The sequence below is a fragment of the Stenotrophomonas sp. 80084_Sma genome (assembly GCF_056481995.1).
This window is the reverse complement of record NZ_CM151177.1, coordinates 164,026-186,025: the sequence shown is the minus strand read 5'-3', so window position 1 is coordinate 186,025 and position 22,000 is coordinate 164,026. Positions and strand designations below refer to the sequence as shown.

General features: G+C 67.5%; 17 protein-coding genes. 6 read left to right on the top strand and 11 right to left on the bottom strand.

Translation table 11 applies throughout. The features are described from left to right. Positions 1 to 2 precede the first annotated feature (2 nt). Together ubiB and ACZK3W_RS00785 are read right to left on the bottom strand one after the other, a co-directional pair. Positions 3 to 1,658, bottom strand: a complete 1,656-nt coding sequence (gene ubiB, locus ACZK3W_RS00790; RefSeq protein ID WP_110710728.1) for a ubiquinone biosynthesis regulatory protein kinase UbiB — start codon at positions 1,656 to 1,658, stop codon at positions 3 to 5. Next, on the bottom strand, positions 1,655 to 2,290 hold the full coding sequence (locus ACZK3W_RS00785) for a ubiquinone biosynthesis accessory factor UbiJ (RefSeq protein WP_132808782.1): 636 nt from the start codon (positions 2,288 to 2,290) through the stop codon (positions 1,655 to 1,657). Before ACZK3W_RS00785 ends, ubiB begins: the two co-directional genes overlap by 4 nt. A 508-nt stretch (positions 2,291 to 2,798) precedes the next feature. On the opposite strand from ACZK3W_RS00785, the gene ddlA reads away from it, so the two are divergent. Beyond that, entirely contained in the window at positions 2,799 to 3,914 is a 1,116-nt protein-coding gene (gene ddlA / locus ACZK3W_RS00780) for a D-alanine--D-alanine ligase (protein ID WP_478450307.1), read from the top strand. A 136-nt stretch (positions 3,915 to 4,050) separates the two neighbouring features. Here the strand turns inward: ddlA and ACZK3W_RS00775 are convergent, their stop codons facing one another. The 3 genes from ACZK3W_RS00775 to oleC all read right to left on the bottom strand — a co-directional run bounded on the left by ACZK3W_RS00775 (position 4,051) and on the right by oleC (position 6,936). Continuing rightward, complete coding sequence (locus ACZK3W_RS00775; RefSeq protein WP_004153593.1) at positions 4,051 to 4,206, bottom strand: DUF1328 domain-containing protein; 156 nt, start codon at positions 4,204 to 4,206, stop codon at positions 4,051 to 4,053. 82 nt (positions 4,207 to 4,288) lie between these two features. Further along, positions 4,289 to 5,281: a 2-alkyl-3-oxoalkanoate reductase gene (gene oleD, locus ACZK3W_RS00770; protein ID WP_032130147.1), complete on the bottom strand. Its 993-nt coding sequence runs from the start codon at positions 5,279 to 5,281 to the stop codon at positions 4,289 to 4,291. Continuing rightward, positions 5,278 to 6,936, bottom strand: coding sequence for an olefin beta-lactone synthetase (gene oleC, locus ACZK3W_RS00765; RefSeq protein WP_478450306.1), 1,659 nt, complete (start codon positions 6,934 to 6,936; stop codon positions 5,278 to 5,280). The genes oleD and oleC overlap by 4 nt, the downstream gene beginning before the upstream one ends. 104 nt (positions 6,937 to 7,040) lie before the next feature. Here oleC and ACZK3W_RS00760 point away from each other — a divergent pair, with 104 nt between their 5' ends. Then, positions 7,041 to 7,466: a YkgJ family cysteine cluster protein gene (locus tag ACZK3W_RS00760; RefSeq protein WP_004135417.1), complete on the top strand. Its 426-nt coding sequence runs from the start codon at positions 7,041 to 7,043 to the stop codon at positions 7,464 to 7,466. A gap of 113 nt (positions 7,467 to 7,579) precedes the next feature. On the opposite strand, the gene ACZK3W_RS00755 is transcribed toward ACZK3W_RS00760, so the two are convergent. From ACZK3W_RS00755 to ACZK3W_RS00740, 4 genes are all read right to left on the bottom strand, one after another. Then, entirely contained in the window at positions 7,580 to 8,470 is an 891-nt protein-coding gene (locus tag ACZK3W_RS00755) for an alpha/beta fold hydrolase (RefSeq protein WP_478446540.1), read from the bottom strand. 140 nt (positions 8,471 to 8,610) lie between these two features. Further along, positions 8,611 to 9,627, bottom strand: a complete 1,017-nt coding sequence (locus tag ACZK3W_RS00750; protein WP_107431623.1) for a 3-oxoacyl-ACP synthase III — start codon at positions 9,625 to 9,627, stop codon at positions 8,611 to 8,613. Between the two features lie 103 nt (positions 9,628 to 9,730). Continuing rightward, the gene (locus ACZK3W_RS00745) at positions 9,731 to 10,048 is read right to left on the bottom strand and encodes a DUF4156 domain-containing protein (protein WP_005407628.1); all 318 of its coding nucleotides are present in this window, start codon (positions 10,046 to 10,048) and stop codon (positions 9,731 to 9,733) included. Positions 10,049 to 10,233: 185 nt separating this feature from the next. Continuing rightward, positions 10,234 to 13,083 carry a M16 family metallopeptidase gene (locus ACZK3W_RS00740; RefSeq protein WP_478450305.1) on the bottom strand — a complete coding sequence of 950 codons (2,850 nt, stop codon included), beginning with the start codon at positions 13,081 to 13,083 and terminating at the stop codon, positions 10,234 to 10,236. Between the two features lie 415 nt (positions 13,084 to 13,498). On the opposite strand from ACZK3W_RS00740, the gene ACZK3W_RS00735 reads away from it, so the two are divergent. Continuing rightward, complete coding sequence (locus tag ACZK3W_RS00735; protein WP_125893093.1) at positions 13,499 to 13,975, top strand: XAC0231 family protein; 477 nt, start codon at positions 13,499 to 13,501, stop codon at positions 13,973 to 13,975. A 69-nt stretch (positions 13,976 to 14,044) separates the two neighbouring features. Then, positions 14,045 to 14,524 (top strand): tRNA (cytidine(34)-2'-O)-methyltransferase, encoded by a 480-nt coding sequence (locus ACZK3W_RS00730; RefSeq protein ID WP_293798866.1) that lies wholly within the window; start codon positions 14,045 to 14,047, stop codon positions 14,522 to 14,524. 186 nt (positions 14,525 to 14,710) lie between these two features. On the opposite strand, the gene ACZK3W_RS00725 is transcribed toward ACZK3W_RS00730, so the two are convergent. Continuing rightward, the gene (locus ACZK3W_RS00725) at positions 14,711 to 15,874 is read right to left on the bottom strand and encodes an acyl-CoA dehydrogenase family protein (RefSeq protein ID WP_071228793.1); all 1,164 of its coding nucleotides are present in this window, start codon (positions 15,872 to 15,874) and stop codon (positions 14,711 to 14,713) included. Positions 15,875 to 16,189: 315 nt separating this feature from the next. Here ACZK3W_RS00725 and ACZK3W_RS00720 point away from each other — a divergent pair, with 315 nt between their 5' ends. After that, positions 16,190 to 17,866, top strand: coding sequence for an electron transfer flavoprotein-ubiquinone oxidoreductase (locus ACZK3W_RS00720; protein ID WP_049461849.1), 1,677 nt, complete (start codon positions 16,190 to 16,192; stop codon positions 17,864 to 17,866). A 65-nt stretch (positions 17,867 to 17,931) separates the two neighbouring features. After that, positions 17,932 to 18,333: a c-type cytochrome gene (locus tag ACZK3W_RS00715; protein WP_478450304.1), complete on the top strand. Its 402-nt coding sequence runs from the start codon at positions 17,932 to 17,934 to the stop codon at positions 18,331 to 18,333. Here ACZK3W_RS00715 and ACZK3W_RS00710 read toward each other — a convergent pair. After that, positions 18,327 to 21,926 carry an ATP-binding protein gene (locus ACZK3W_RS00710; protein ID WP_478450303.1) on the bottom strand — a complete coding sequence of 1,200 codons (3,600 nt, stop codon included), beginning with the start codon at positions 21,924 to 21,926 and terminating at the stop codon, positions 18,327 to 18,329. The genes ACZK3W_RS00715 and ACZK3W_RS00710 overlap by 7 nt on opposite strands. Positions 21,927 to 22,000 lie beyond the last annotated feature (74 nt).

Sequence of the window (22,000 nt, the reverse complement as noted above, 5' to 3'; positions counted from 1 at the left end):
GCCTACTTCCACCACGCGCGCAGCAGCGCCACTGCGCCGACCGCACCGGACAGCCAGCTCCACGCCGGCACGTCGCCCCAGTACCAGCCCGGCGGCTGCAGCACATACATCAGTGCAGCGATGGCCAGCAGGCCGACACCGGTGATCGCGCCGACCGCATGCTTCTGCAGGCGCTGCACGCTGGCATCCAGTGCGGCCAGGTCGCGCGAACGCATCGACAGTTCGTGGCGGCCTTCCACCTGCTGGGTCAGCCAGGCGTGCACCAGGCGCGGCATGTCCGGCGCATGGGTCATGATTTCCGGCAGGCGCTTGCCGATCTCGCGTACCACCCGGCGCGGGCTGTAACGCTCGCGCAGGATCTTCGCCAGCACCGGCTTGGCCACCGCCCAGATGTCGATCTGCGGGTCGAGCTGGCGGCCGACGCCTTCGATGTTCAGCAGGGTCTTCTGCAGCAGGATCAGCTGCGGCTGCAGGGTCAGCTGGTAACGCTGGGCCACGCGGAACAGCTTCATCAGCACTTCGGCCAGCGAGATCTGCGACAGCGGCCGGGTGAAGTACGGCTCGCACACCGAACGCACGGCGGCCTCGAGGTCATCGATGCGCACGTTGTCCGGCATCCAGCGCGCCTGCACGTGCAGTTCGGCGATGCGGCGGTAATCCCGGTTGAAGATGGCCATGAAGTTCTCGGCCAGGTAGTACTGATCTTCCTGCGAGAGCTGGCCCATGATGCCGAAGTCCAGCGCGATGAAACGCGGGTTGGCGCGGCGCGCCGGATCGGTGTCGACCCAGATGTTGCCGGCGTGCGCATCGGCGTGGAAGAAGTTGTCGCGGAACACCTGGGTGTAGAACACCCGCACGCCCTTGGCGGCCAGCGCCTTGCGGTCGATGCCGGCCTTGTCCAGTGCGGCGATGTCATCGGACGGGATGCCCCACACGCGTTCCAGGGTCAGTGCCCGCTCGGCGGTGTGGCTCCAGATCACTTCCGGCACGTACAGATCGTCGCTGTTTTCCCAGAAGCGGCGCAGCACGCTGGCATTGGCGCCTTCGCGCTGCAGGTCCAGCTCGGCAGCCAGGGTGTTCTCGACTTCGGCCACCACTTCGCGCGGGCGGATCTTGTCGGCGCGCGGGTGGGTGCGCTCGACCAGGGCAGCCAGCGAATTGAGCAACGCGATATCGGCGTCGATCTGCTTCTCGATGCCCGGGCGCAGCACCTTGACCACCACCTGGCGGCCATCGGCCAGCGTCGCCGCGTGCACCTGCGCGATCGAGGCCGAGGCCAGCGGTTCGGTATCGAAGCTGGCGAAGGCTTCGCTGACCGGCAGGCCCAGCGCTTCCTCGACGATGCGACGCGCGGTCTCACCATCGAACGGCTTGACCCGGTCCTGCAGCAGGGTCAGTTCATTGGCCACATCCGGCGGCACCAGGTCGCGGCGGGTGGACAGGATCTGGCCGAACTTGACGAAGATCGGGCCCAGATCCTGCAGCGCCAGACGCAGGCGTGCACCGCGCGACTGAGCGGCGATGTCGGCCGAGGCGCGCGGCACGAACGGCTTGGCCAGGCGCAGCCAGCGCTCGGCAGGAGTGCCCTGCAACAGGTCGTCGAGGCGGTAACGCAGGATCACCCGGCCGATGCGGCTGGCACGCAGCACGGCCTTCATGCAGCACCCCGCAGACGCTGCACGCGGGCACCGAGGCGTTCGACGTCATCGCGCAGCACGTCCACATCGTCGTGGAAGGCATCCAGCTCGGCGCGCGGCACCACGTCACGCGATTCCTCGGTGATGAACTCGGCGGCGCTGTGGGCCAGGTCGATCGCGCCCTGGCGCGCGTGCTGAAGGGCACCGCGCAGGGTGTTGGCCACCTGCACGCCCAGCACCTCGCCGAACACGCTGACGAAGGGCTGCTGCCAGTCAGGGTCGAAGCCCTTGGCCAGCTGCTGCAGGCGACGCGCCAGTTCGGCATCACCGGCCACGCGCACGCGACCCTTGCCGTTGTTGTCGCCGCGCCGTGCGTTGGCCAGCAGCGGCAGCTGCGCCAGCACGCCGGCCAGGCTGCTGCGCACGGCCAGGTCGGCTTCCTGCGCGTCCACCGGGCCGACCCGCAGTGCATCACCGTCGACGCTGATGCGCATGGCCAGCGACGGCGCTTCCAGGGTCAGGTCGATGTGCCGGCCGTCGAGGCTGGCCAGTGCATGGCGGGTATCCGGATCCAGCGCCAGCGCGCGGTTCAGGGCGATCTGCAGGGCGCGGCCAGCGACCGGCTTGAGGGACTTGAGCAGGGAGAGAGCCATGTGCGCATTCTACCTGCGTGGGTGGGGGGCTTGGGCCGGGCTGCCGCCCGGCACCCGCAGATGCAACAGCAACGGCAACGGCAACGGCAACAGCCGAAGCAACAGCGGGCATTCCGTGGGTAGGCGGGATGGGGCCGGTTGCGGGGGCCGCTGCAAGTACGTCCCTGTAAGCTCGGTCGCCGCATGCTCGTGTGCGCTGTCCTGCGCACACGGCAAGACCGGGGTTGGGCGTCCTGCCCAACCCGCCCGAGGCATGCCTCGGGCCCATGCGGCTCACGCCCCCGCAACCGGCCCCACCCCGCCTTCGACAGGTTCCTGCGATCTGTCAGGCTATCCGGGGTCGGATCCCGTTGCTGCGCAACGGGCTCTGACCCCCTATTGATGGGCCATGGAGGACGCTAGATCCACGCCATGCGTGGATGGATTTCTGGTTCATCTGTGCCTCACGCGGAGGGCCGATGAAGGTTCATGCTATGAGGCCACGCAACGCACAGGACATCGCAACACCATGGCACGGACCCGGATCGGCATCATCTTCGGGGGCAAGTCCTCCGAGCACGAAGTTTCGCTGCAGTCGGCGAAGAACATCCTCGATGCGCTTGATCGCGAGCGCTTCGAGCCGGTGCTGGTCGGTATCGACAAGCAGGGCCAGTGGCATCTGAGCCAGCCGGATACCTTCCTGATAAATGCCGATGATCCGTCGCGCATCGCGCTGCATCGGTCCGGCACGTCGCTGGCGGTACGCCCGGGTGCTGAGCAGGCACAGCTGCAGCCGTCCGATGCGGCCAGCGCGCTGGGCCAGATCGATGTGGTGCTGCCGATCGTGCACGGGCCGCTGGGCGAGGACGGTGCGCTGCAGGGGATGCTGCGCATGGCGAACCTGCCCTTCGTCGGTTCGCCGGTGCTGGGCTCGGCGGTGGCGATGGACAAGGACGTGACCAAGCGCCTGTTGCGCGACGCTGGCCTGCAGGTGGCACCGTGGCTGTGCATCCGGCGTCACCAGGCCGCTGACGTCGATGTCGATGCGGTGATCGCGCAGCTCGGCCTGCCGTTGTTCGTGAAGCCGGCCAACCAGGGTTCGTCGGTGGGTGTGAGCAAGGTCAAGGATGCGGCGGGCTTCGCCGAGGCACTTGCATTGGCGCTGCGCTATGACCACAAGGTGCTGGTCGAATCGGCGGTGGTCGGCCGTGAGATCGAGTGCGCGGTGCTGGGCAACGAACAGCCGCAGGCCAGCCTGTGCGGCGAGGTGGTGGTGCACGACGAGTTCTACGCCTACGACACCAAGTACATCAACGAGGATGGCGCCGAGGTGGTCGTGCCGGCGGATATCGATGCTGCAACCCAGGCGCGTATCCAGCAGATCGCGCTGCGGGCCTACCAGGCGCTGGAGTGTGCGGGCATGGCGCGCGTGGATGTATTCCTCACCGCAGGCGGTGAGATCGTCATCAACGAGGTCAACACGCTGCCGGGCTTCACCCGCATCAGCATGTACCCGAAGCTGTGGGGCGCCAGCGGTGTGGACTACACCACGCTGATCACGCGCCTGATCGAACTGGCGCTGGAGCGCCATGAAGCCGATCGCGGATTGCACAGCGCTGTGTTGAGGCGCTCTGTGTCTCTGTAGCGTCGAGCGATGTTCGACTCTACAAAAGGCGTGCCAACCAAGGTAGGCACCTACCAGACCATGGCGTGCCGACCAACGGTCGGCACCCACCGGAAAGAGCAGTGCCGGCCAGCGGCCGGCACTACCCAGCGGTCTTCTAGCCGCGCTTGCGGAACATCGAAATCACTGCCAGTACCAGGAACACAACGAACAGGATCCAGGCGATGTTGCTGGCGGCACCGGCGATGCCGGAGAAGCCGAGCACGGCAGCGATGATGGCGATGACGAAGAAAATAACGGCGTAATGCAGCATGGTGCTCCTCGCAGATGTCCGGGCCGTTGGATGGCGTGGGTCCATCCTCCCGATCTGGCGGTGTGCAACCAGTGATGGCGACCTATGCGGCAGATGAAGCCTTCAGCCTGCGCAGCCCTTCTTCAATGCTGACCTGCGGCACGTAGCCGAAGTCACGGCGCGCCGGCTCCATGCTGTACCAGTGCGGCGTGCACAGCTGCTCGGCCAGGAAGCGGGTCAGCGGCGGCTCGCCACGCAGGCGCAGCAGCGGCCACAGCCGCTCGCAGACCGCACCGATTCGATAAGCGGTCTTGAAGCTGATCGCCTTGTCCACCGTTGGTGCCCCCACCGCGGACAGCAGCTTGTTGACCAGCTCGCGCATGGGCAGCGGTTCGCCGTTGGAAATGAAGTAGGCCTTGCCCGCACAAGCCGCGCCCGGTGCCAATGCTTCGAAGGCGAGGAAATGCGCGAGCGCGGCGTTGTCGATGTAAGTGGTATCGACCTTGTTGTTGCCATCGCCGACCAGCCGCAGGCGGCCCTGCCGCGCACGTTCGGCCAGGCGCGGCACCAGCTGCTGGTCGCCCGGGCCCCAGATCAGGCGCGGGCGCAGCGCCACCGTCGCCAACGAGGCGTCATTGGCCGCCAGCACGCGCTGTTCGGCGATCGCCTTGGTCGCCGCATACGGTGCCTGGAAGTCCTCGCCGTACGGCACCTCATCAGCCCCCAGGCCTTCCACCGGGTGGGTCGCGCGGTGGGTCACGCTGGGCGTGGAGGTGTAGACCAGCCGGCTGATGCCGTGCGCGCGGCAGGCGGCGATCACGTTGTCGGTGCCGACCACGTTGGCCTGGTGGTAGCTGTCATAGCTGCCCCAGGCGCCGGCCTTGGCGCCGTTGTGAAATACCGCATCGACGCCGGCCACCGCGTGCAGCACCGCCTGCGCATCGGCCAGATCGCCGCGGATCTGGCCCACGCCCATGGCCTGCAGTTCCGGGTAGTGGCTGCGGTTGAACGCCAGCACCTGGTGGCCACGTTCGACCAGCCCACGGCACAGCGCCTGGCCAAGGAAACCACCACCACCGGTGACCAGGATCTTCATGCGCGCTTCTCCAGTTCGGCGCTGGCCCAGACGGCGAGCTTCTCGCGGCCGATCTTGGCGTTGTGACGGATATCGACGGGGAACGCGGGGTGCATCAGTACGTGCTGCAGGTTCGCCTCGGGCAATCGCAGGGTGGCCTGGGCGCGCAGCGCCTCGCGCAATGCCGGGCTGTCGCTCTGGCCACGCTGCAGTTCCACGCACAGCACCGGCACCTGCGCACCCGCCGGGCCAACGCCAACCAGTGCCGTGCGCGCCACACCCGGCACGGTGTTGAACACCGGCTCCACCTGTTCGGTGTACAGCGGCCCCTGTGCGGTTTCCACGCGATGGGTCTTGCGGCCGCAGAACCACAGGCGGCCCTGCGCATCGAAGTAGCCCACGTCACCCATGCGATGCACCACGCGCGTGCTGCCATCGGCCAGCGTCTCGCGGATCTTCGCCGCCGCGGTGGCCTGCGGGCGGTTGAAGTAACTGTCGGTAGCGGTCGGTCCGGCCACGGTGATCTCGCCCACCTCGCCGGTGGCCAGCACGCGCGCCTGCGACCAGTCGGCCAACGGTGCGTCATCGATGCCGATGATGCGCACCTCATTCGGTTCAACCACGCTGCCCACGCAGGTACCGGCACCGGCCTCGGTGGCGGCACGGGTGCGCTCCAGCTCGCGGCCTTCCACCACCGCCACCGGCAGGCACTCGGTGGCGCCGTACGGGGTCCAGAACTGCGCATCGGCCGGCAACAGGCTGCGGATGGTGGCGACCACATCCGGCGGCACCGGCGCACCGGCCGAGGTCACCCGGGTCACCGTCGGCAACGGCCGGCCGTGACGGGCCAGCACCCGCATCAGCGCAGGCGAGCCAAACAGCTGGGTCACGCCGAAGCGCTGGATGGCGTCATGCAGGCGTGCCGGGTCGGCCTGTGCCGGCCGGGTCGGGTCCATGTCCGGGATCACCGAGGTCAGGCCCAGCGCCGGGTCGAACAAGGCAAACGGCGGGAAGGTCGGCAGGTCCACGCCGCCCGCTTCCATGCCGAAGGCACTGCCCAGCAGCTGGATCTGGCCGACGAAATGACGGTGGCGGTAGACCACGCCCTTGGGCACGCCGGTGGAGCCGCTGGTGAACAGGATCGCGGCCATGTCCTCGCCATCGGTGGCGGCCAGCATCGCCCCCCCGTTGGCACCGGCGCGCTCCAGCGCGGCCAGCGTGGTCCCGCCCCAGCCGAGGCGGCGGCCGACGGTGACCAGGCGGGTCGCCGAGGGCGCCCAGCGCAGCGCCAACCGCGCCACGTGTGCCAGCGGAATGCCAATGAAAGCCTCCGGCTGCGCCTCATCCAGGCACTGCTTCAGCGCGCGTTTGTCGATGCCCGGGTCGACCAGCACCGGCACCGCACCCAGTTTGAACAGGGCAAACATCAACAGGAAGAACTCCGGCGACGGCCGCACCATCACCACCGTGCGCACCCCGCGGCCGATCCCGTAGCCTGCCAGGCCAGCCGCCATGGCGTCGCTGCGGGCGTCCAGCTGGCGGTAATCCAGGGTCACGTCGTAGGCGGCCATGCCGTTGCCGGCGCCACGGCGGCCCGGGCAGCGGATGGCGATCTGGTCGGGCCGTTCACGCGCCAGTTCAGGCAAACGGGAGGCAATATTGCAGGGTCGGTTCATCCGTTCATTGTCGCCGCTTACGGAATTTCTTGCGCGGCGGCGAACTTCGTGGAAAATCCGCACCCTCGTTCCTGATTCCGACTGCCGCCCGAGGCGGCTTGCCCATGCAACATCCCTGCATGACCTGCGGCGCCTGCTGCACCCAATACCGCGTGGCCTTCCACTGGATGGAATCAGACGAGGTCACCCCCGGCGGCGTACCGCACCAGCTGACCGAGGTGCTGGACCCGCATCGCCTGTGCATGCGCGGCACCCACTCCAAGCCGGTGCGCTGCGTGGCGCTGGATGCGCAGATCGGCGTGTATTCACGCTGCACCATCCACCCCAACCGGCCCAGCGTGTGCCGTGAGGTGGATGCATCGTGGGAGTACGGCAAGGCCAGCCCGCAGTGCGACAAGGCGCGCATTGCCTATGGCCTGGATCCGTTGACCCTGGCCGACTGGCGCTGGCGCGACGAAGCGGGCAACGACGACGACCACCCGGACGACAACGGCAACAGCCCGTCACCGCAGGCGCCGATCGCGGCGTAGTGGTAGCGCCGGCCGCTGGCCGGCAACCTCATGAACCCTTCGGGTGTGCCGACCAACGGTCGGCACCTACCCATGTCCTCTTCCGGTGGGTGCCGACCGTTGGTCGGCACACCTCAGATCGGGTTCTTGTCCAGGAACGCGCGGATTTCCGGCACCAGCACTTCGTGCTTGTCTTCCAGCACGTAATGCCCGGCATCCTCGAAGGCATGCACCTGGGCCTGCGGTAGCGCCGCCTGGAAGCCCTTCAGGAAGTGGTGGTCGAACACGAAGTCGCGCAGGCCCCAGCCGAGGAAGGCCGGGCGGTCGGCGAACGACGGCAGCGCCTTGCCGGCCCGCTCCAGCAGCGACCAGGCCTTGTCGGCCGGCGACAGCGGGATGTCCTGCATGAAACGGATGGTGCTGATGCGGTTGGCGTAGCTGTTGTACGGCGACACGTAGGCGCGGCGCACATCGGCCGGCATCTTCCGCTCCACACCCAGCCACGAGGCACCGGACGAGAACGCGTTGAAGGTGCGGATGATCCACTCGCCGATCTTCCAGTGCCGGCCCAGCGCGATCTGCCACGGCATCTTCTTCGCTGCCGGCATCGGGAACGCGGCGGTGTTGAGCACCACCAGGCGCTTCACCTGGTCGTGGTGCGACAGCGCCCAGCCGAAGCCGATCATGCCGCCCCAGTCGTGCACGGCCAGGGTCACCGGACCGGTGATGCCCAGGTGCTTCAGCAGCGCATCAAGGTCGTCCACGCGCGACTGCAGCGTGTACTCGTAGCGGCTGTCATCGGGCTTGTCCGACAGGCCCATGCCGATGTGATCCGGCACGATGCAGCGGTACGTGTCCGACAGGCCGGCCACCAGCGTGCGCCAGTAATAGCTCCACGAAGGGTTGCCATGCACCATCACCACCACTTCGCCATCGCGCGGGCCTTCGTCGAGATAGTTCATCGACAGGCCGGGGCGGACCTCGAAGCGCTGCGGGTGGGCGGGGTAACCGGGAAGATCGCGCATGCGGAGTACCTGGGGAGAATCGCGGCGCGGTGTAGAGCCGAGCCGATGCTCGGCTGCTCTCCGGTCCGCTGCGGAAGAGCCGCGCTGCGCGCGTGAGCCGAGCATGGCTCGGCTCTACAGGAGGTCGGGCAGCGGGCTGCTTACCAGACCACTTCAGCCATCGAACAGTTCAGGCCCGAGCCAATACCCAGAAGCGCGATGCGATCGCCCTTCTTCAGCTTGCCCAGCTGCTTGAGCTTGCTCAGCACGATCGGCACCGAGGCCGGGCCGATGTTGCCGTGCTCGCCGAAGATGGTCATGACCTTCTTCGGGTCGATGCCGAAGTTCTTGATGAACGCAGCGGTGTGCGGCTGGCTGACCTGGTGGATCACGAACTGGTCCAGCTCTTCCACGGCCCAGCCGAGTGCGATCTTGGCGGCACTGAAGGTCTTCTGCGCCAGCTTGATGCCTTCGATCAGCAGCAGGCGGGTGTCGGTGACCATGCGGTCCAGGTTGCCCAGGCACAGCTGGTTCCACTCGGTGGCAGAGCGGGTCACGCCGCCCTTGTAGCGCGGCGCATCCGGCACCAGCTCCGAGCGCGCCATCACCATCGCGGCGGCGCCCGAACCCGTGGTCAGGGCGGCCAGCTCGTTGCGGAAGTCGTCGGCGGTGACGTCCGGGGCGGTCATGCGCTCCAGGGTCTTCTCGTACACCAGGTTGGCGGTCTCGCCATCCACCACCAGCGCGTAGTCGATGTCGCCGCGCTCGATCATGCGCGCCGCGATATCCATGCCGTTGATGAAGGCCAGGCAGGCATTGGCGACGTCGAAGGTCATGCACTCGTCGCTGACGCCGAGGTTGCCCGACACGATGGAGGCCGTGGACGGCTCCAGGTAGTCGCGGCTGACCGAGGTGTTGACCAGCAGGCCAACCTGCGTTGCATCGATGCCCGCGTCTTCCAGCGCCTTGCGGCCGGCCATGGTGGCGGCATCGGACGCAAGCACGCCGTTGTCCCACAGGCGGCGGGCATGGATGCCGGCGATATCGCCGAGCACGTCGGTGCGGATACCGAGGCGATCCAACGTCGGCTGCAGCCGCTCGTTGATTTCCTTGGTCGTCAGCGTGTGCGGCGCATCAACGTGTGCCAGGCCGGCGATCGAGACATTCTTGAAGAGCATCGAGGTTAGCGCCAAGGCTCAGGCAAAAGGGGGCGCTATTCTATAACCCCCGGGGCCTTCACCGCATCTTTACGAATTCAGGCTTGGCCGTATGGTGAAGCGTTCAGCGCGGCGGGCACTGGAAAGCGGCGAAGCGCTGACTGCCATCGGCCGGAGCCGCGGCGGCCTGCACGGCATTGGCACCGGCGCTCGGCGCCTCGTTGCGGGCCAGGGTTTCCAGCTCTTCCTGCACACGCAGCGGGTTGCGGTTGTAGAAGCCGACCTTGCTCTTCACGGTCACCACCACCTCGCCCTTGGCGATGCAGCCAGCGGGAACCGGGCCTGCCGGCAGCACGCGGGTCGCCTTGCCGGCCGGTTCGATCGGCACCCAGGTACAGGCGGTGACGGTGAGCAGCAGGGAGGAAAGCAGCAGAACGCGCATGGGCAGATCCTGGGAGGGTATGGGGGGATTCTGCCTGAACAGCCTGAATCGGGGGTAGCCGGTGGGTGGGTGGGGTCAGATCCCCCGCAGGGGAGCCTGACCCCGCCTTCGGGTCACGGAGTTGCCGGCCAGCGGCCGGCACTACCGGAGGAGCCGGCCCGCCCCATGGCGGGCCGGGTATTGCCTTACTTCTTGACCGGATTGCCTTCGGCATCGATCACCGTCACCTCGCCCAGGTTCAGCGCGCGCACGGCCGCTTCGGTCTGCTTGAGGTCACCCACCACCACCCAGGTCAGCGCCTGCGGCTTGATCTCGGCGGCGGCCTGCTGCACCTGTGCCGGTGTCATCGCCTCGATCTCGGCCTTGCGGCGCAGCACGTAGTCATCCGGGCGCTTGAACTGCACGATCGAACCGATGGTCGACGCCACCGCGCTGGCGGTCTCGTAGGCACCGGGCAGGCTCAGGGTCTGGATGTTGCGGATGCGGTTGACCTCGGCGGCGGTGGCCGGCTTGCTGCCGTCGGCGAACGCGGCGATTTCCTTGCGCATTTCCGCCATCGCCGGGCCGGTCTTGTCGATCTGCACCGGCGCGCTGGCCATCCACGGGCGCTGGCCCACCGAATTGATCGCGCTGCTGCGCGCACCGTACGACCAGTGCTTGTCCTCACGCAGGTTCATGTTCAGGCGCGAGGTGAAGTCGCCACCGATCACGCCGTTGGCGATATCGAAGCGGGTCGAGCTGGTGGCGCTGGACGGCGCGACCACCTGGCCGGCGAACAGGTTGGCCTGCACCGCGCCCGGCTGGTCGATCAGGAACACACGCGGGCCCTTCGGCAATGCGACGTCGGTCGCCGCCTTCACCTGCGGAGCATCGCCGGCAGCCTTCCAGTCGCCCAGCTGCTTGTCCAGCAGCGGCACGATTTCCGCCAGCGTGGTATCACCGACCACGATCAGGGTGCCGTTCTGCGGGCGCAGCCAGTCGTGGTGGAAATCAACCAGATCTTCGCGGGTCAGGCCGCTGATCGCCGCCTCATCACCACTGCCAGTGAACGGAATGGCATACGGGTGGCCCTTGCCATACAGCAGTGGCGGCAGCACGCGCATCGCCACCGCACCCGGGTTGACCTTCTCCTGCTGGATGCCGGCGATCCAGGTCGCCTTGACCCGGTCGATCTCACCCTGCTCGAAGCGCGGCTCGCGCAGCAGGTCGCGGTACAGCGCCAGCGACGGTGCCAGGTTCTCCTTCAGTGCCGACAGGTCCACGCTCATCGAGTCCAGGCCGGCCGAGGCATCCAGGCTGGCGCCCAGCGCATCGGCAGCATCGGCGAAGGCCAGCGAGCCGAGCTTGCCGGCGCCTTCGGTCATCAGGCTCATGGTGAAGTTGGCGGTGCCCGGCTTGCGGCCCTGGTCGGCGCTGAAGCCGCCCGGGAACTGGTAGCTGAACTGCACCACCGGAATCTCGTGGCGTTCGGCCAGGATCACCTGGGTGCCGTTCTTCAGCGTGGCGCGCTGCAGCGCCGGGAACTTCAGCTGCGGGAACTCGCGGGTCTGCGGCACGCCGGCCTTGCGGTCGACCTGCTCCGGCAGGGTGCTGTACTTGGGGTCCACCGCGGGAACGTTGAACGGCTTCGGTGCCTGGCTCGGGTCTTCCTTCAGCGCCACACGCTCACCCGGTGCGATCACCAGGGTGTGGCTGCCCTTGTCCAGCCACTGCGCGCCCAGCCGGCTCAGATCAGCGGCACTGGCCTTCTCGATGTTGGCCAGCGAGGTGCGGAAGCAGCCCGGGTCGCCGGTGAACACCGCGCACTCGGCCAGTGCGTCGGCCTTGCCGCCGAAGCCGCCGATGCGCTCGATGCCGCGGATGAAGCCGGCGCGGGCACCGGTCTTGGCGCGCTCCAGCTCGGCCGCGGTGGGGCCATGGTTGATCAGGCGGTCCAGTTCCTCGTCGATGATCTTCTCGACCTTGGCCGGGTCCTGGCCCTGCTTGACCGTCGCCATGATCACGAAGTTCGAACCCAGCTGCGAGGTCGAAAGGCCCGAGGCGATGCTGTCCACCAGTTTGTCCTGGTGCTGCAGGCGCTGGCTCAGGCGCGAGGACTTGGCACCGCCCAGGACCTGCGCGAACAGCTGCAGCTGATCGACATCGGTGGTGCCGACCTGCGGCACGTTCCAGGCGCGGTAGATGCGCGCCTGCGGCACCTTGTCGGTCATCGTCTCGCGCGTGTCGGCGTTGCGCTTGGCCACGTTCACTGCCGGCTGCGCCATGGTCGGGCCGGCCGGGATGCTGCCGAAGTACTTGCCGACCTTTTCCTTGGCAGTGGCCAGGTCGATGTCGCCGGCCAGCACCAGCACCGCATTGTTCGGGCCGTACCAGGTGCGGAACCAGGTCTTCACGTCATCCAGCGACGCCGCGTTCAGATCGTTCATCGAACCGATCACGCCGTGGTGATACGGGTGGCCTACCGGGTACAGCGCCTTGTTGAGCTGGTCCCAGGCCTGACCGTAGGGCTGGTTCTCGCCCTGGCGCTTCTCGTTCTGCACCACGCCACGCTGCTCGTCCAGCGCCGCCTGGTCGATCGCACCGACCAGATGGCCCATGCGGTCCGACTCCATCCACAGCGCCATGTCCAGCGCGGTGGTGGGCACGTTCTCGAAGTAGTTGGTGCGGTCGGTATTGGTGGTGCCGTTCTGGTTGGTGGCACCGACCTGCTTGAACGGTTCGAAGAATTCGCCGTCGTGGTTTTCGCTGCCCTGGAACATCAGGTGTTCGAACAGGTGCGCGAAGCCGGTACGGCCGGCCGGTTCGTCCTTGCTGCCCACGTGGTACCAGACGTTGACGGCGACGATCGGCGCCTTGCGATCGGTATGCACGATCACGCGCAGGCCGTTGGGCAGGGTGAACTGCTCATACGGGATATCGACCTTGGCCGGTGCGGCCGGCTTGGCCGCCAGCGCATGGGAAGGCACAAGCGTGCCCAGGGCGGTGCTGAGGGCGACGGCCAGCAGTGCAGCGCGCGGGCGAAGGGCGAGAGACATATCCGGATCCTTGGTCACATAGGTGAACCCCGATCCTAGCCTGCGCACGCAGCGGCAGGAATCGGCCAGCAGTCACTGGGGGTGTTTGCCCCTGTGCCCCATCCGCAGCGCCGATCTGCGCTGCCTGACCGGTCACAAGCGCCCGCCAGGACCGTCCGGACAGTGTCCGCAGCACATCGAATGGACAGGTGTCCGCCTACCGGACACTTCTCGACCAAACAAAAACTCTTGCAAATCAACAACTAAAAGTTGGCACGGGGATTGCTTGGTACTTCCTGCGCCAGGAAGGGCTTCAGATGAAAGCTGACTGAAGACTGAACACATGCAGGAAACCGAAAATTTTCCTTGCAAGCCCAGAATCGGTGTACTACCTTACTACCACACCACTGATCACCAACACTAAACAGGCCCCGTCATGAACGCCAAGACCATTGCCATCGCCATCGCCCTGATCGCCGGCACCGCGGTTGTTTCGTCGGTGCAGGCCTCCGAATCCATCCCGACCCTGGCCACCGTGCAGGTCCGCCCGGCCGCCGACCAGCTGGCCCAGCAGGCCTGGGAACAGGCCAGCGGCATCCCGACCCTGGCCACCGTGGAAGTGCGCCCGAGCGCCGACCAGCTGGCCGAGCGCAACGGCTACGTTGCCGCCCCGGTTGCTGCCGCGATGCCGATCACCACCCTGGCCTCGGTGGAAGTGCGCCCGAGCCTGGAACAGCGCGTCGCCCTGGCCGCCGAAATGGAAGCCCAGCGCTACGCCGCCACCCTGGCTGCTGCCGCCACCAACGTCGCCAACTCGGTCATCGTCAACCTGCCGGCCCTGCAGGTGCGCCCGAGCGCCGCCGACCTGCAGGCTCTGGCCACCGAAACCGCCCAGGTCCTGCTGCGCCCGTAAGCGGTGCCGCCCTGCCCAGCGCAGGGCGTGCGCCGTAAAGGCGGCGGTCGTCGCAGGTACACTGCGCCGATGAATGCCGCGCCCCAGTTCCACGTGATCCTGTTCCAACCGGAAATCCCGCCCAACACGGGCAATGTGATCCGGCTCTGCGCCAACACCGGCGCGCAGCTGCACCTGGTCGAGCCGCTCGGCTTCGCACTGGAAGACAAGCAGCTCAAGCGCGCCGGCCTGGACTACCACGAGTACTCGCGCCTGCAGGTCCACCCCGACCTGGACACCGCGCTGGCGCGGATCGCACCAAAGCGCTTGTTCGCACTGAGTACCCGGGCCAGCGTGCGCTACGACAGCGTGGCCTTTGAAGATGGCGATGCCTTCCTGTTCGGCCCGGAAAGCCGCGGCCTGCCGCAGGACGTGCTCGATGCCTTGCCCGATGGCCGCCACCTGCGCCTGCCGATGCGGCCGGACAACCGCAGCCTCAATCTTTCCAACACCGTTGCGGTGGTGATGTACGAAGCGTGGCGGCAGCACGGGTTTGCTGGCGGCGCGTAAACCGCCTCAGGTGGGTGTGGACCTGCTTCTGGTGGGTGCGGACCCTGGTCCGCACCGATGCCCGGTCGCGCGCTGAAGGAATGTGCCAACCAAGGTTGGCACCTACCAAAGCACATCCCAGGTGGCCGTGGCAGGTGCCATGTGCAGCAGATCCACGCCATGCGTGGATGGTGTTCCCCGCACCGCCTAGAACGCGTTGATGCCGGTCAGTTCGCGGCCGATCACCAGCTGGTGCACGGTCTCGGTGCCTTCATAGGTGATCACCGATTCCAGGTTCAGCGCATGCCGGATCGCTACATGCTCGGTGGTGATGCCGGCCCCGCCCAGCAGATCGCGACACTCACGGGCGATGTCGATGGCCATGCGGCAGTTGTTCCACTTGGCCAGGCTGACCTGCTGCGGCTGCAGCTGGCCAGCTTCCTTCAGGCGGCCCAGCTGCAGCGCCAGCAGCTGCGCGGTGGTGATGCGGCGGGCCATTTCGGCCAGCTTGATCTGCGCGCTCTGCGTGGCCGCCAGCGGGCGACCGAACAGCACGCGTTCCTTGGCATAGCCCAGCGCTTCATCCAGGCAGGCAATGGCAGCGCCGATCGGGCCCCAGCTGATGCCGTAGCGGGCCTGGGTCAGGCAACCCAGCGGGCCCTTCAGGCCCTTCACGTTCGGCAGGCGGTGGCTGTCGGGCACGCGCACGTCGTCGAAGAACAACGCGCCGGTCAGCGACGCGCGCAGGCTCATCTTGTGCTTGATCTCCTGCGTGGTGAAGCCGGCCATGCCCTTTTCCAGCACGAAGCCCTGGATGCCGTCCTCGGTCTGCGCCCAGACGATGGCCAGATCGGCCACCGGGCCGCTGGTGATCCACATCTTGCTGCCGCTGATGCGCCAGTCGCTGCCGTCGCGCACCGCGCGGGTCTTCATGCTGGCCGGATCGGAACCGCCGTGTGCCTCGGTCAGGCCGAAGCAGCCGATCAGCTCACCGCGCGCCATCGCCGGCAGCCACTGCTGGCGTTGCTCCTCGCTGCCGTAGGCATAGATCGGGTACATGCACAGCGAGCTCTGCACCGAGACGAAGCTGCGCAGGCCCGAATCGCCGCGCTCCAGCTCCTGGCAGATCAGGCCATAGCTGACCGCACCGAGGTCGCCGCCGCCGTATTCGGCCGGAAGAGTGGCACCGAGCAGGCCCAGCGCGGCGATCTCCGGCACAAGCTCTGAAGGGAAGCGGGCCTGGTCGAAGGCATCGCCGATGATCGGCAGCACGCGCTCGTTGGTGAAGCGGGCGACGCTCTCCTGCACCGCGCGCTCTTCCTCGTTGAGCAGGGAACGGACATCGAACAGATCGTACGGATGCAAAGCCATGGCACTCACGCGCAGTCAGGACCCGGCCATTGTCGGTCATCCGCAAGCATCGCGTCTGGCAGGTGTGGACCTTGGTCCACACGGAAGCGGGTCCGGGCGGTGAAACAATGTGCCAACCAAGGTTGGCACCTACCCGGCCACGTGCATTACGCTGCACCGCAGCAATCATGACGTGAACATCGTCGATCTAGCTCGATCACGCGCGGCCCGGTACCCTGACACATTCAAACAACCGTTTCGCTCGTGGCTGCACGCGCGATTCCCAGGCACCGCCGGTGGCCCCGATGCCGGCCCTACCCACGAGTCATGCAATCGATGAGCGCTGAAGCCAACGCCCTGCCCCCGCGTGAAGTAATGGAGTTCGACGTGGTGATCGTCGGCGCCGGCCCCGCCGGCCTGGCCACCGCGATCCGCCTGCGCCAGCGCGCGATCGAAGCCGGCCGCGACCTGTCGGTGTGCGTGCTGGAGAAGGGCTCCGAACCGGGCGCGCACGTCCTGTCCGGCGCCGTGATGGATCCGCGCGCGCTGACCGAACTGTTCCCGGACTGGGCCGAGCGCGGCGCACCGCTGAAGCAGAAGGTCACCCGCGACGAATTCCTGTTCCTCAGCGAAACCGGCGCACGCAGCACGCCCAATGCGCTGCTGCCGGAGTGCTTCCACAACGAAGGCAACTACATCATCAGCCTGGGTGAAGTGACCCGCTGGCTGGCGCAGCAGGCCGAAGCGCTGGAAGTGGCGATCTTCCCCGGCTTCGCCGCAGCCGAGGTGCTGTACGGCGACAATGGTGAAGTGATCGGCGTGGCCACCGGCGACATGGGCATCGAGAAGGACGGCAGCATCGGCCCGGCCTTCGAACGCGGCATGGCGCTGCAGGCCAAGTACACGATCTTCGCCGAAGGCGCACGCGGCCACCTCGGCCGCCAGCTGATCGCGCGCTACAAGCTCGATGAAGGCAAGGACCCGCAGGCCTACGGCATCGGCATCAAGGAACTGTGGCAGATCGACCCGGCCAAGCATGAGCCGGGCCTGGTGGTGCACGCCGCCGGTTGGCCGCTGGACAGCGACACCTATGGCGGCGCGTTTCTGTACCACGCCGACGGCGGCAAGGTCGCCATCGGTTATGTGGTTGGCCTGGACTACAGGAACCCGTGGCTGAGCCCGTTCGAGGAATTCCAGCGCTTCAAGACCCATCCGTCCATCCGCAAGCACCTGGAGGGTGGCACCCGCATCGGTTACGGCGCGCGTGCGATCACCGCCGGTGGCCTGCTGTCGCTGCCCAAGACCGTGTTCCCCGGTGGCGCGCTGGTCGGCTGCGAGGCCGGCTACCTCAACGCCAGCCGCATCAAGGGCAGCCATGCCGCGATCAAGACCGGCATGCTGTGCGCCGATGCCGCGTTCGACGCGCTGGCCGCCGACCGCCAGCACGATGAACTGAGCGCCTACCCGAAGGCGTTCGAAGCCAGCTGGCTGTTCACCGAACTGCAGCAGGCCAAGAACTTCAAGCAGTGGTTCAAGAAGGGCCAGACCGTGGCCACGCTGATGACCGGCGTGGAGCAGTGGCTGCTGCCAAAGCTGGGCGTGCGCAATCCGCCGTGGACCCTGCACCGCACGCAGCCGGATCACGTCTGCCTGGAGCCGGCGGCCAAGCACACCCGCATCGCCTACCCGAAGCCGGATGGCGTGCTGACCTTCGACCGTCTCAGCTCGGTGTTCCTCAGCAGCACCAACCACGACGAGAACCAGCCCAGCCACCTGACGCTGAAGGACCCCAGCATTCCGGTGAAGGTGAACCTGGCCGAGTACGCCGGCCCGGAAGCCCGCTACTGCCCGGCGGGTGTGTACGAGTTCGTCGGTGAAGCCGACAACGCGCGCCTGCAGATCAACGCGCAGAACTGCGTGCACTGCAAGACCTGCGACATCAAGGACCCGACCCAGAACATCGTCTGGGTGACCCCGCAGGGCGGTGGCGGCCCGAACTATTCGGGCATGTGATTGCTCCGGGCTGCGACCGCGTGTCGCAGCCCACCTGCCCCGCTGCGTCGCTATCCTGCCCGCCCATGCGTGCTTTCCGCCTGCTCATCACCATTGCTTTGACCCTGACGGCCACGGCCTGCCAGCGCCCGCCTGCGGCACCGGCCACGCCGGAACAGGCGCAGCAGCAGGCCATGCAGCGCGCGTTCGAGCTGTGCGCCGGCTGCCACACCGTGCAACCTGGTGGCATCCACCGCTTCGGACCCAATCTGCACGGCGTGATCGGCCGCCGCGCTGGCAGCCTGCCGGACTATGGCTATTCCGACGGCATGCGCCGCGCCGATATCACCTGGACCGCGCAGACCCTGGATGCGTTCCTGCAGTCGCCCACCCACATGGTACCCGGCACGCGCATGTACAACGCCTTCCCCAGCGCCGAACGCCGCGCACTGGTGATCGCCTACCTGCAGCAGCAGTCGGCTCAGTGAGCCAGGCGCTGCAGCTGTCGCTGCAGCCGTGCCACAAATTCCGCCACTGCCGCGAACAACGGCGCCACATCGGCTTCCGCCGAATCCTGCAGACGCTCCACCAACGCATTGGCCTGCCCGGCCAGCACTGTCGCTCCCACCGCGCCCAACCCACCGGCCTGACGATGCAGGTGCAGTGCGGCCGCCTCGCGATCTCCAGCCTGCAGCGCGCGCTGCACGGCGGCAAGATCGCCCTCGCTGGCCTGCAACAGGCTGTCGCGCAGCTGCTCGGCCACCGCACGTGAGCCGAAGCGCCGCTGCAGGCTGTCCAGATCGGGCAGCGTCCCAGCATCGTCGGCGGCGGACCCGGCCTGCGGCTCCTCGAACGACTGTCCCTGCGCCTGCGGCAACCAGCGCAGCAGTGCGGTGCGCAGCGTGGCCAGTGACAGCGGCTTGGCCAGCACTTCGTCCATGCCGGCCTCGCGGCAGCGCCGTGCATCGTCATCCAGCACGCTGGCGGTCAGCGCCAGCACGGTCAGCCGCGGCTGGCCGTTGCGGCCCTCGCGTTCGCGCAGCAGGCGGGTGAAACCGAAGCCATCGAGCACCGGCATCCGGCAGTCGGTGATCACCAGATCGAAACTCTCCGACGACAGCCGATCCAAGCCCTGCTGGCCGTCACCGACCATCACATGCGGCACCCCCAGCTGCTGCAGTCGCCAGGCCATCATCGCCTGGTTGGTCGGGTGGTCTTCGATCACCAGCACCCGCGCCTGGCGCAGCGCCGGCGGCAGCAGCGAGGCCTGTTCCTGCTCGGCGACCAGCGCTTCCACATCACCGCTGCCGGCTTCCACCAGCGACAGCCGCACCTCGGCGCGGGTCCCTTCGCCCAGCGTGCTGTGCAGCTCCAGCTCGCCGTCCATCATCTGCACCAGGCGCTGGCAGATGCTCAGGCCCAGGCCAGTACCCCCATGGTCGCGCTGGATGTAGGCACCGGCCTGGGTGAACGGCGCAAACAGGTGCTGCAGCTGTTCCGGCGCGATGCCGATGCCGGTGTCGGTGACGCTCAGGCACAGCGGCTGGCTGCCGTCTTCGGCGGTCGGCCCCAGCACGTCCAGCTGCAGCCGCACTTCGCCGCGCACGGTGAACTTGATGGCGTTGCTGAGCAGGTTGAACACGATCTGGCGCAGGCGCACGCCATCCACTTCGTGCGCGGCCGCCAGCTGCGGGTCGATCTGCACGTGCAGGTCCAGCCCACGTGCACTGGCCTGCGCCGACAACAACCGGCACACGCTTTCCAGCAATGGCCGCAGCGGCTGCGGCACCGGTTCCAGGCGCAGCGCGCCGGCCTCAAGCCGCGAGTAGTCAAGAATATCGTCGAGGATCTGCCGCAGCATCTGCGCCGAATCCTCGATCACCCCTAGGATGCGCTGCTGCTCGGCATCCAGCGGCGAATGCGCCAGCACTTCCAGCATGCCCAGCACGCCACTCATCGGCGTTCGGATTTCATGGCTCATGGTCGCCAGGAAACGCGACTTCGCCTCCGCCGCCTGTTCGGCGTCAGCCTTGGCCGCAGTGAGGGCCTCGGCCTGTGCACGCGCCTCGCTGACATCCACCCAGTATCCACTCCAGGTGACCACGCCCGCTTCCGCCGCATAGGGATGGGCCTGGCTGCGCACCCAGCGCGCGCCGGTGCCTTCAGGTCGCAGCCGGAACTCGAGAACAAGCGGTGCGAACTGGCGCGCCGCCTGCTCGACCGCATGCAGGATGTGCTCGCGGTCGTCTTCCTCGATGCGCTCCAGCAGGCACATTGCATCCTGTTCGGCCTGCTGCCGGCTGATCCCGAACAACGCCTGCAGGTCACCGGCAATGAACGGGAAGCTGAGGGTTCCGTCTGCCGCGCGGCGAGCCTGATAGACCACGGCGGGCAGGTTGTCGGTGACTTCGGCCAGGCGCTGTTCCAGGTGACGCCGTCCGGCCACCTCGCGGCGCAGCCGCCAATGCCCGATGGCGTGCACCAGCAGCGCGGTGAGCAGCACCAGCAGCAGCGGCACGCCCCAGCGCATCGCGCTGTTCCAGTCCAGGCCGTTGCGGTACTCGACGGCCAGCCAGTCCCCGCGCAGGGCCTCGCGCTTGCGCGGCGTCATCTGCAGCAGCAGGCGGTCGAAGGTGGTGGCCAGGGCGGCATGGCGACGCTCAACCGCCAGCACCAGCTGATCGTTGAAACCTGCCGGTGCCGCCACCTGCAGGCGCCCCGGGAAGCGGTTGCGCAGCAGATGGTCAACCAGTGCCAGGTTGCCTACGTAGGCATCGGCGTCGCCATTGATCAGGCGCTGCAGGGCCTGTTCCGCGCTGCGTGCCGCGATGATCCGCGCCTGCGGCGCCTGCTGCAGCACATAGCCACGCACGCGTTCCGGATCGGACAGCAGCACCCGTTTGCCCTGCAGGTCGGACAGGCCCAGCAACGCCGGGCTGTCACGCCGGCTGACGATCACGTTCGGCACGCTGATGAAGGGCTGGCTGAACACCCAGTCCGGGCCCAGGTAGCGAGAATCGGCAGGAATGCCCATCACCGCCTGCAGCTCGCCGCGACGCGCCTTCTCGCGCACCTCGTACCAGTCATGGCTGTTTTCCACCTGCAGGTTGGCGCCAGCCTGCAGCAGGCGCCGCAGGTATTCGCTGGCCAGGCCACTGGGGTTGCCATCCTGGTCCGCGAACGACAGCGGCGCCGCGTTCGGCGCGAAGCCGATCTTCAACGGCTGCTCCAATACCCGTTTCTCGGCCTGGCTCAACGCCAGCTGTGCCGATGCCGACCACTGCGGAGGTGGCAGCCAGCGCTGCACCAGCGCATCGCGCTGGGCCTGGCTGGTCGCAGCCAGTGCCAGGTCCAATGCTTCGGCCAACGGCTGCTTGCTGTTGGGAACACCGAAGTGCAGCCGTTCGGGCGGCAGATCGCTGGGGCGCAGCAGCACGACCCCCTGCAGGTCCTCGCGTGCGATCAGTTCGGTGGCCACGTAGGCATTGCCGATGTAAACGTCTGCCTTGTCGTCTCTGACCATCTCCAGCGCCGCCAACGAGCTGTTTGCGACAAGCTGTCGTGCCCGGGGAAAGCGCGCCCGCACCTGCGGGCCGGTCAGGAAGTCCTGCTCGATCACCACCCGCAGTCCATCCAGGTCGGGGATGTCGGAGGCACGCAGGTCATCCGGGCGTCCCACCAGGGCCAGCGGTGCCTCGCCATAGGCGGCGGTATAGACCATGCAGCGGGTGCGGTCGGCACTGAGACCGACATTCATCACTACATCGATCTCGCCACGACATGCCGCATCCAGCACGGATGTCCAGTCGGGATAGCGCCGTGCCTCCACCTTCACGCCCAGCTGACGGGCGAGAAGCGACAGATAATCCGGGCCCAGGCCGACCTGCTGGCCATCACGGAGGGACTCGAACGGCGGCCAGCCACTGTCATACTGGCCCACGACGATGCTCGGATGCGCGGCAAGGTACTCGCGCTGCAGCGGGCTGAGCGGCAAAAGCCCAGGCACCGCCTGTGCCAGCGCCGCAGGCAGCACCAGCACGGCCAGCAGCAGGACCAGCCCGCGAACAGCCCAGCTACGCATCGGCGTTGATCTCCTAGAATCTGCCAGGAACCGCGATGGTCGCGGTCCGGCGTGCCCGGTGGCCATACTAGAGC

What these genes read in the sequence shown, in the direction of transcription:
- ACZK3W_RS00710 (WP_478450303.1), bottom strand. Translation starts at nt 21,926, where the DNA reads ATGCGTAGCTGGGCTGTTCGCGGGCTGGTCCTGCTGCTGGCCGTGCTG.
- ACZK3W_RS00730 (WP_293798866.1), top strand. Translation starts at nt 14,045, where the DNA reads ATGAATGCCGCGCCCCAGTTCCACGTGATCCTGTTCCAACCGGAAATC.
- oleD (WP_032130147.1), bottom strand. Translation starts at nt 5,281, where the DNA reads ATGAAGATCCTGGTCACCGGTGGTGGTGGTTTCCTTGGCCAGGCGCTG.
- ddlA (WP_478450307.1), top strand. Translation starts at nt 2,799, where the DNA reads ATGGCACGGACCCGGATCGGCATCATCTTCGGGGGCAAGTCCTCCGAG.
- ACZK3W_RS00760 (WP_004135417.1), top strand. Translation starts at nt 7,041, where the DNA reads ATGCAACATCCCTGCATGACCTGCGGCGCCTGCTGCACCCAATACCGC.
- ubiB (WP_110710728.1), bottom strand. Translation starts at nt 1,658, where the DNA reads ATGAAGGCCGTGCTGCGTGCCAGCCGCATCGGCCGGGTGATCCTGCGT.
- ACZK3W_RS00775 (WP_004153593.1), bottom strand. Translation starts at nt 4,206, where the DNA reads ATGCTGCATTACGCCGTTATTTTCTTCGTCATCGCCATCATCGCTGCC.
- oleC (WP_478450306.1), bottom strand. Translation starts at nt 6,936, where the DNA reads ATGAACCGACCCTGCAATATTGCCTCCCGTTTGCCTGAACTGGCGCGT.
- ACZK3W_RS00745 (WP_005407628.1), bottom strand. Translation starts at nt 10,048, where the DNA reads ATGCGCGTTCTGCTGCTTTCCTCCCTGCTGCTCACCGTCACCGCCTGT.
- ACZK3W_RS00785 (WP_132808782.1), bottom strand. Translation starts at nt 2,290, where the DNA reads ATGGCTCTCTCCCTGCTCAAGTCCCTCAAGCCGGTCGCTGGCCGCGCC.
- ACZK3W_RS00755 (WP_478446540.1), bottom strand. Translation starts at nt 8,470, where the DNA reads ATGCGCGATCTTCCCGGTTACCCCGCCCACCCGCAGCGCTTCGAGGTC.
- ACZK3W_RS00735 (WP_125893093.1), top strand. Translation starts at nt 13,499, where the DNA reads ATGAACGCCAAGACCATTGCCATCGCCATCGCCCTGATCGCCGGCACC.
- ACZK3W_RS00725 (WP_071228793.1), bottom strand. Translation starts at nt 15,874, where the DNA reads ATGGCTTTGCATCCGTACGATCTGTTCGATGTCCGTTCCCTGCTCAAC.
- ACZK3W_RS00740 (WP_478450305.1), bottom strand. Translation starts at nt 13,083, where the DNA reads ATGTCTCTCGCCCTTCGCCCGCGCGCTGCACTGCTGGCCGTCGCCCTC.
- ACZK3W_RS00750 (WP_107431623.1), bottom strand. Translation starts at nt 9,627, where the DNA reads ATGCTCTTCAAGAATGTCTCGATCGCCGGCCTGGCACACGTTGATGCG.
- ACZK3W_RS00720 (WP_049461849.1), top strand. Translation starts at nt 16,190, where the DNA reads ATGAGCGCTGAAGCCAACGCCCTGCCCCCGCGTGAAGTAATGGAGTTC.
- ACZK3W_RS00715 (WP_478450304.1), top strand. Translation starts at nt 17,932, where the DNA reads ATGCGTGCTTTCCGCCTGCTCATCACCATTGCTTTGACCCTGACGGCC.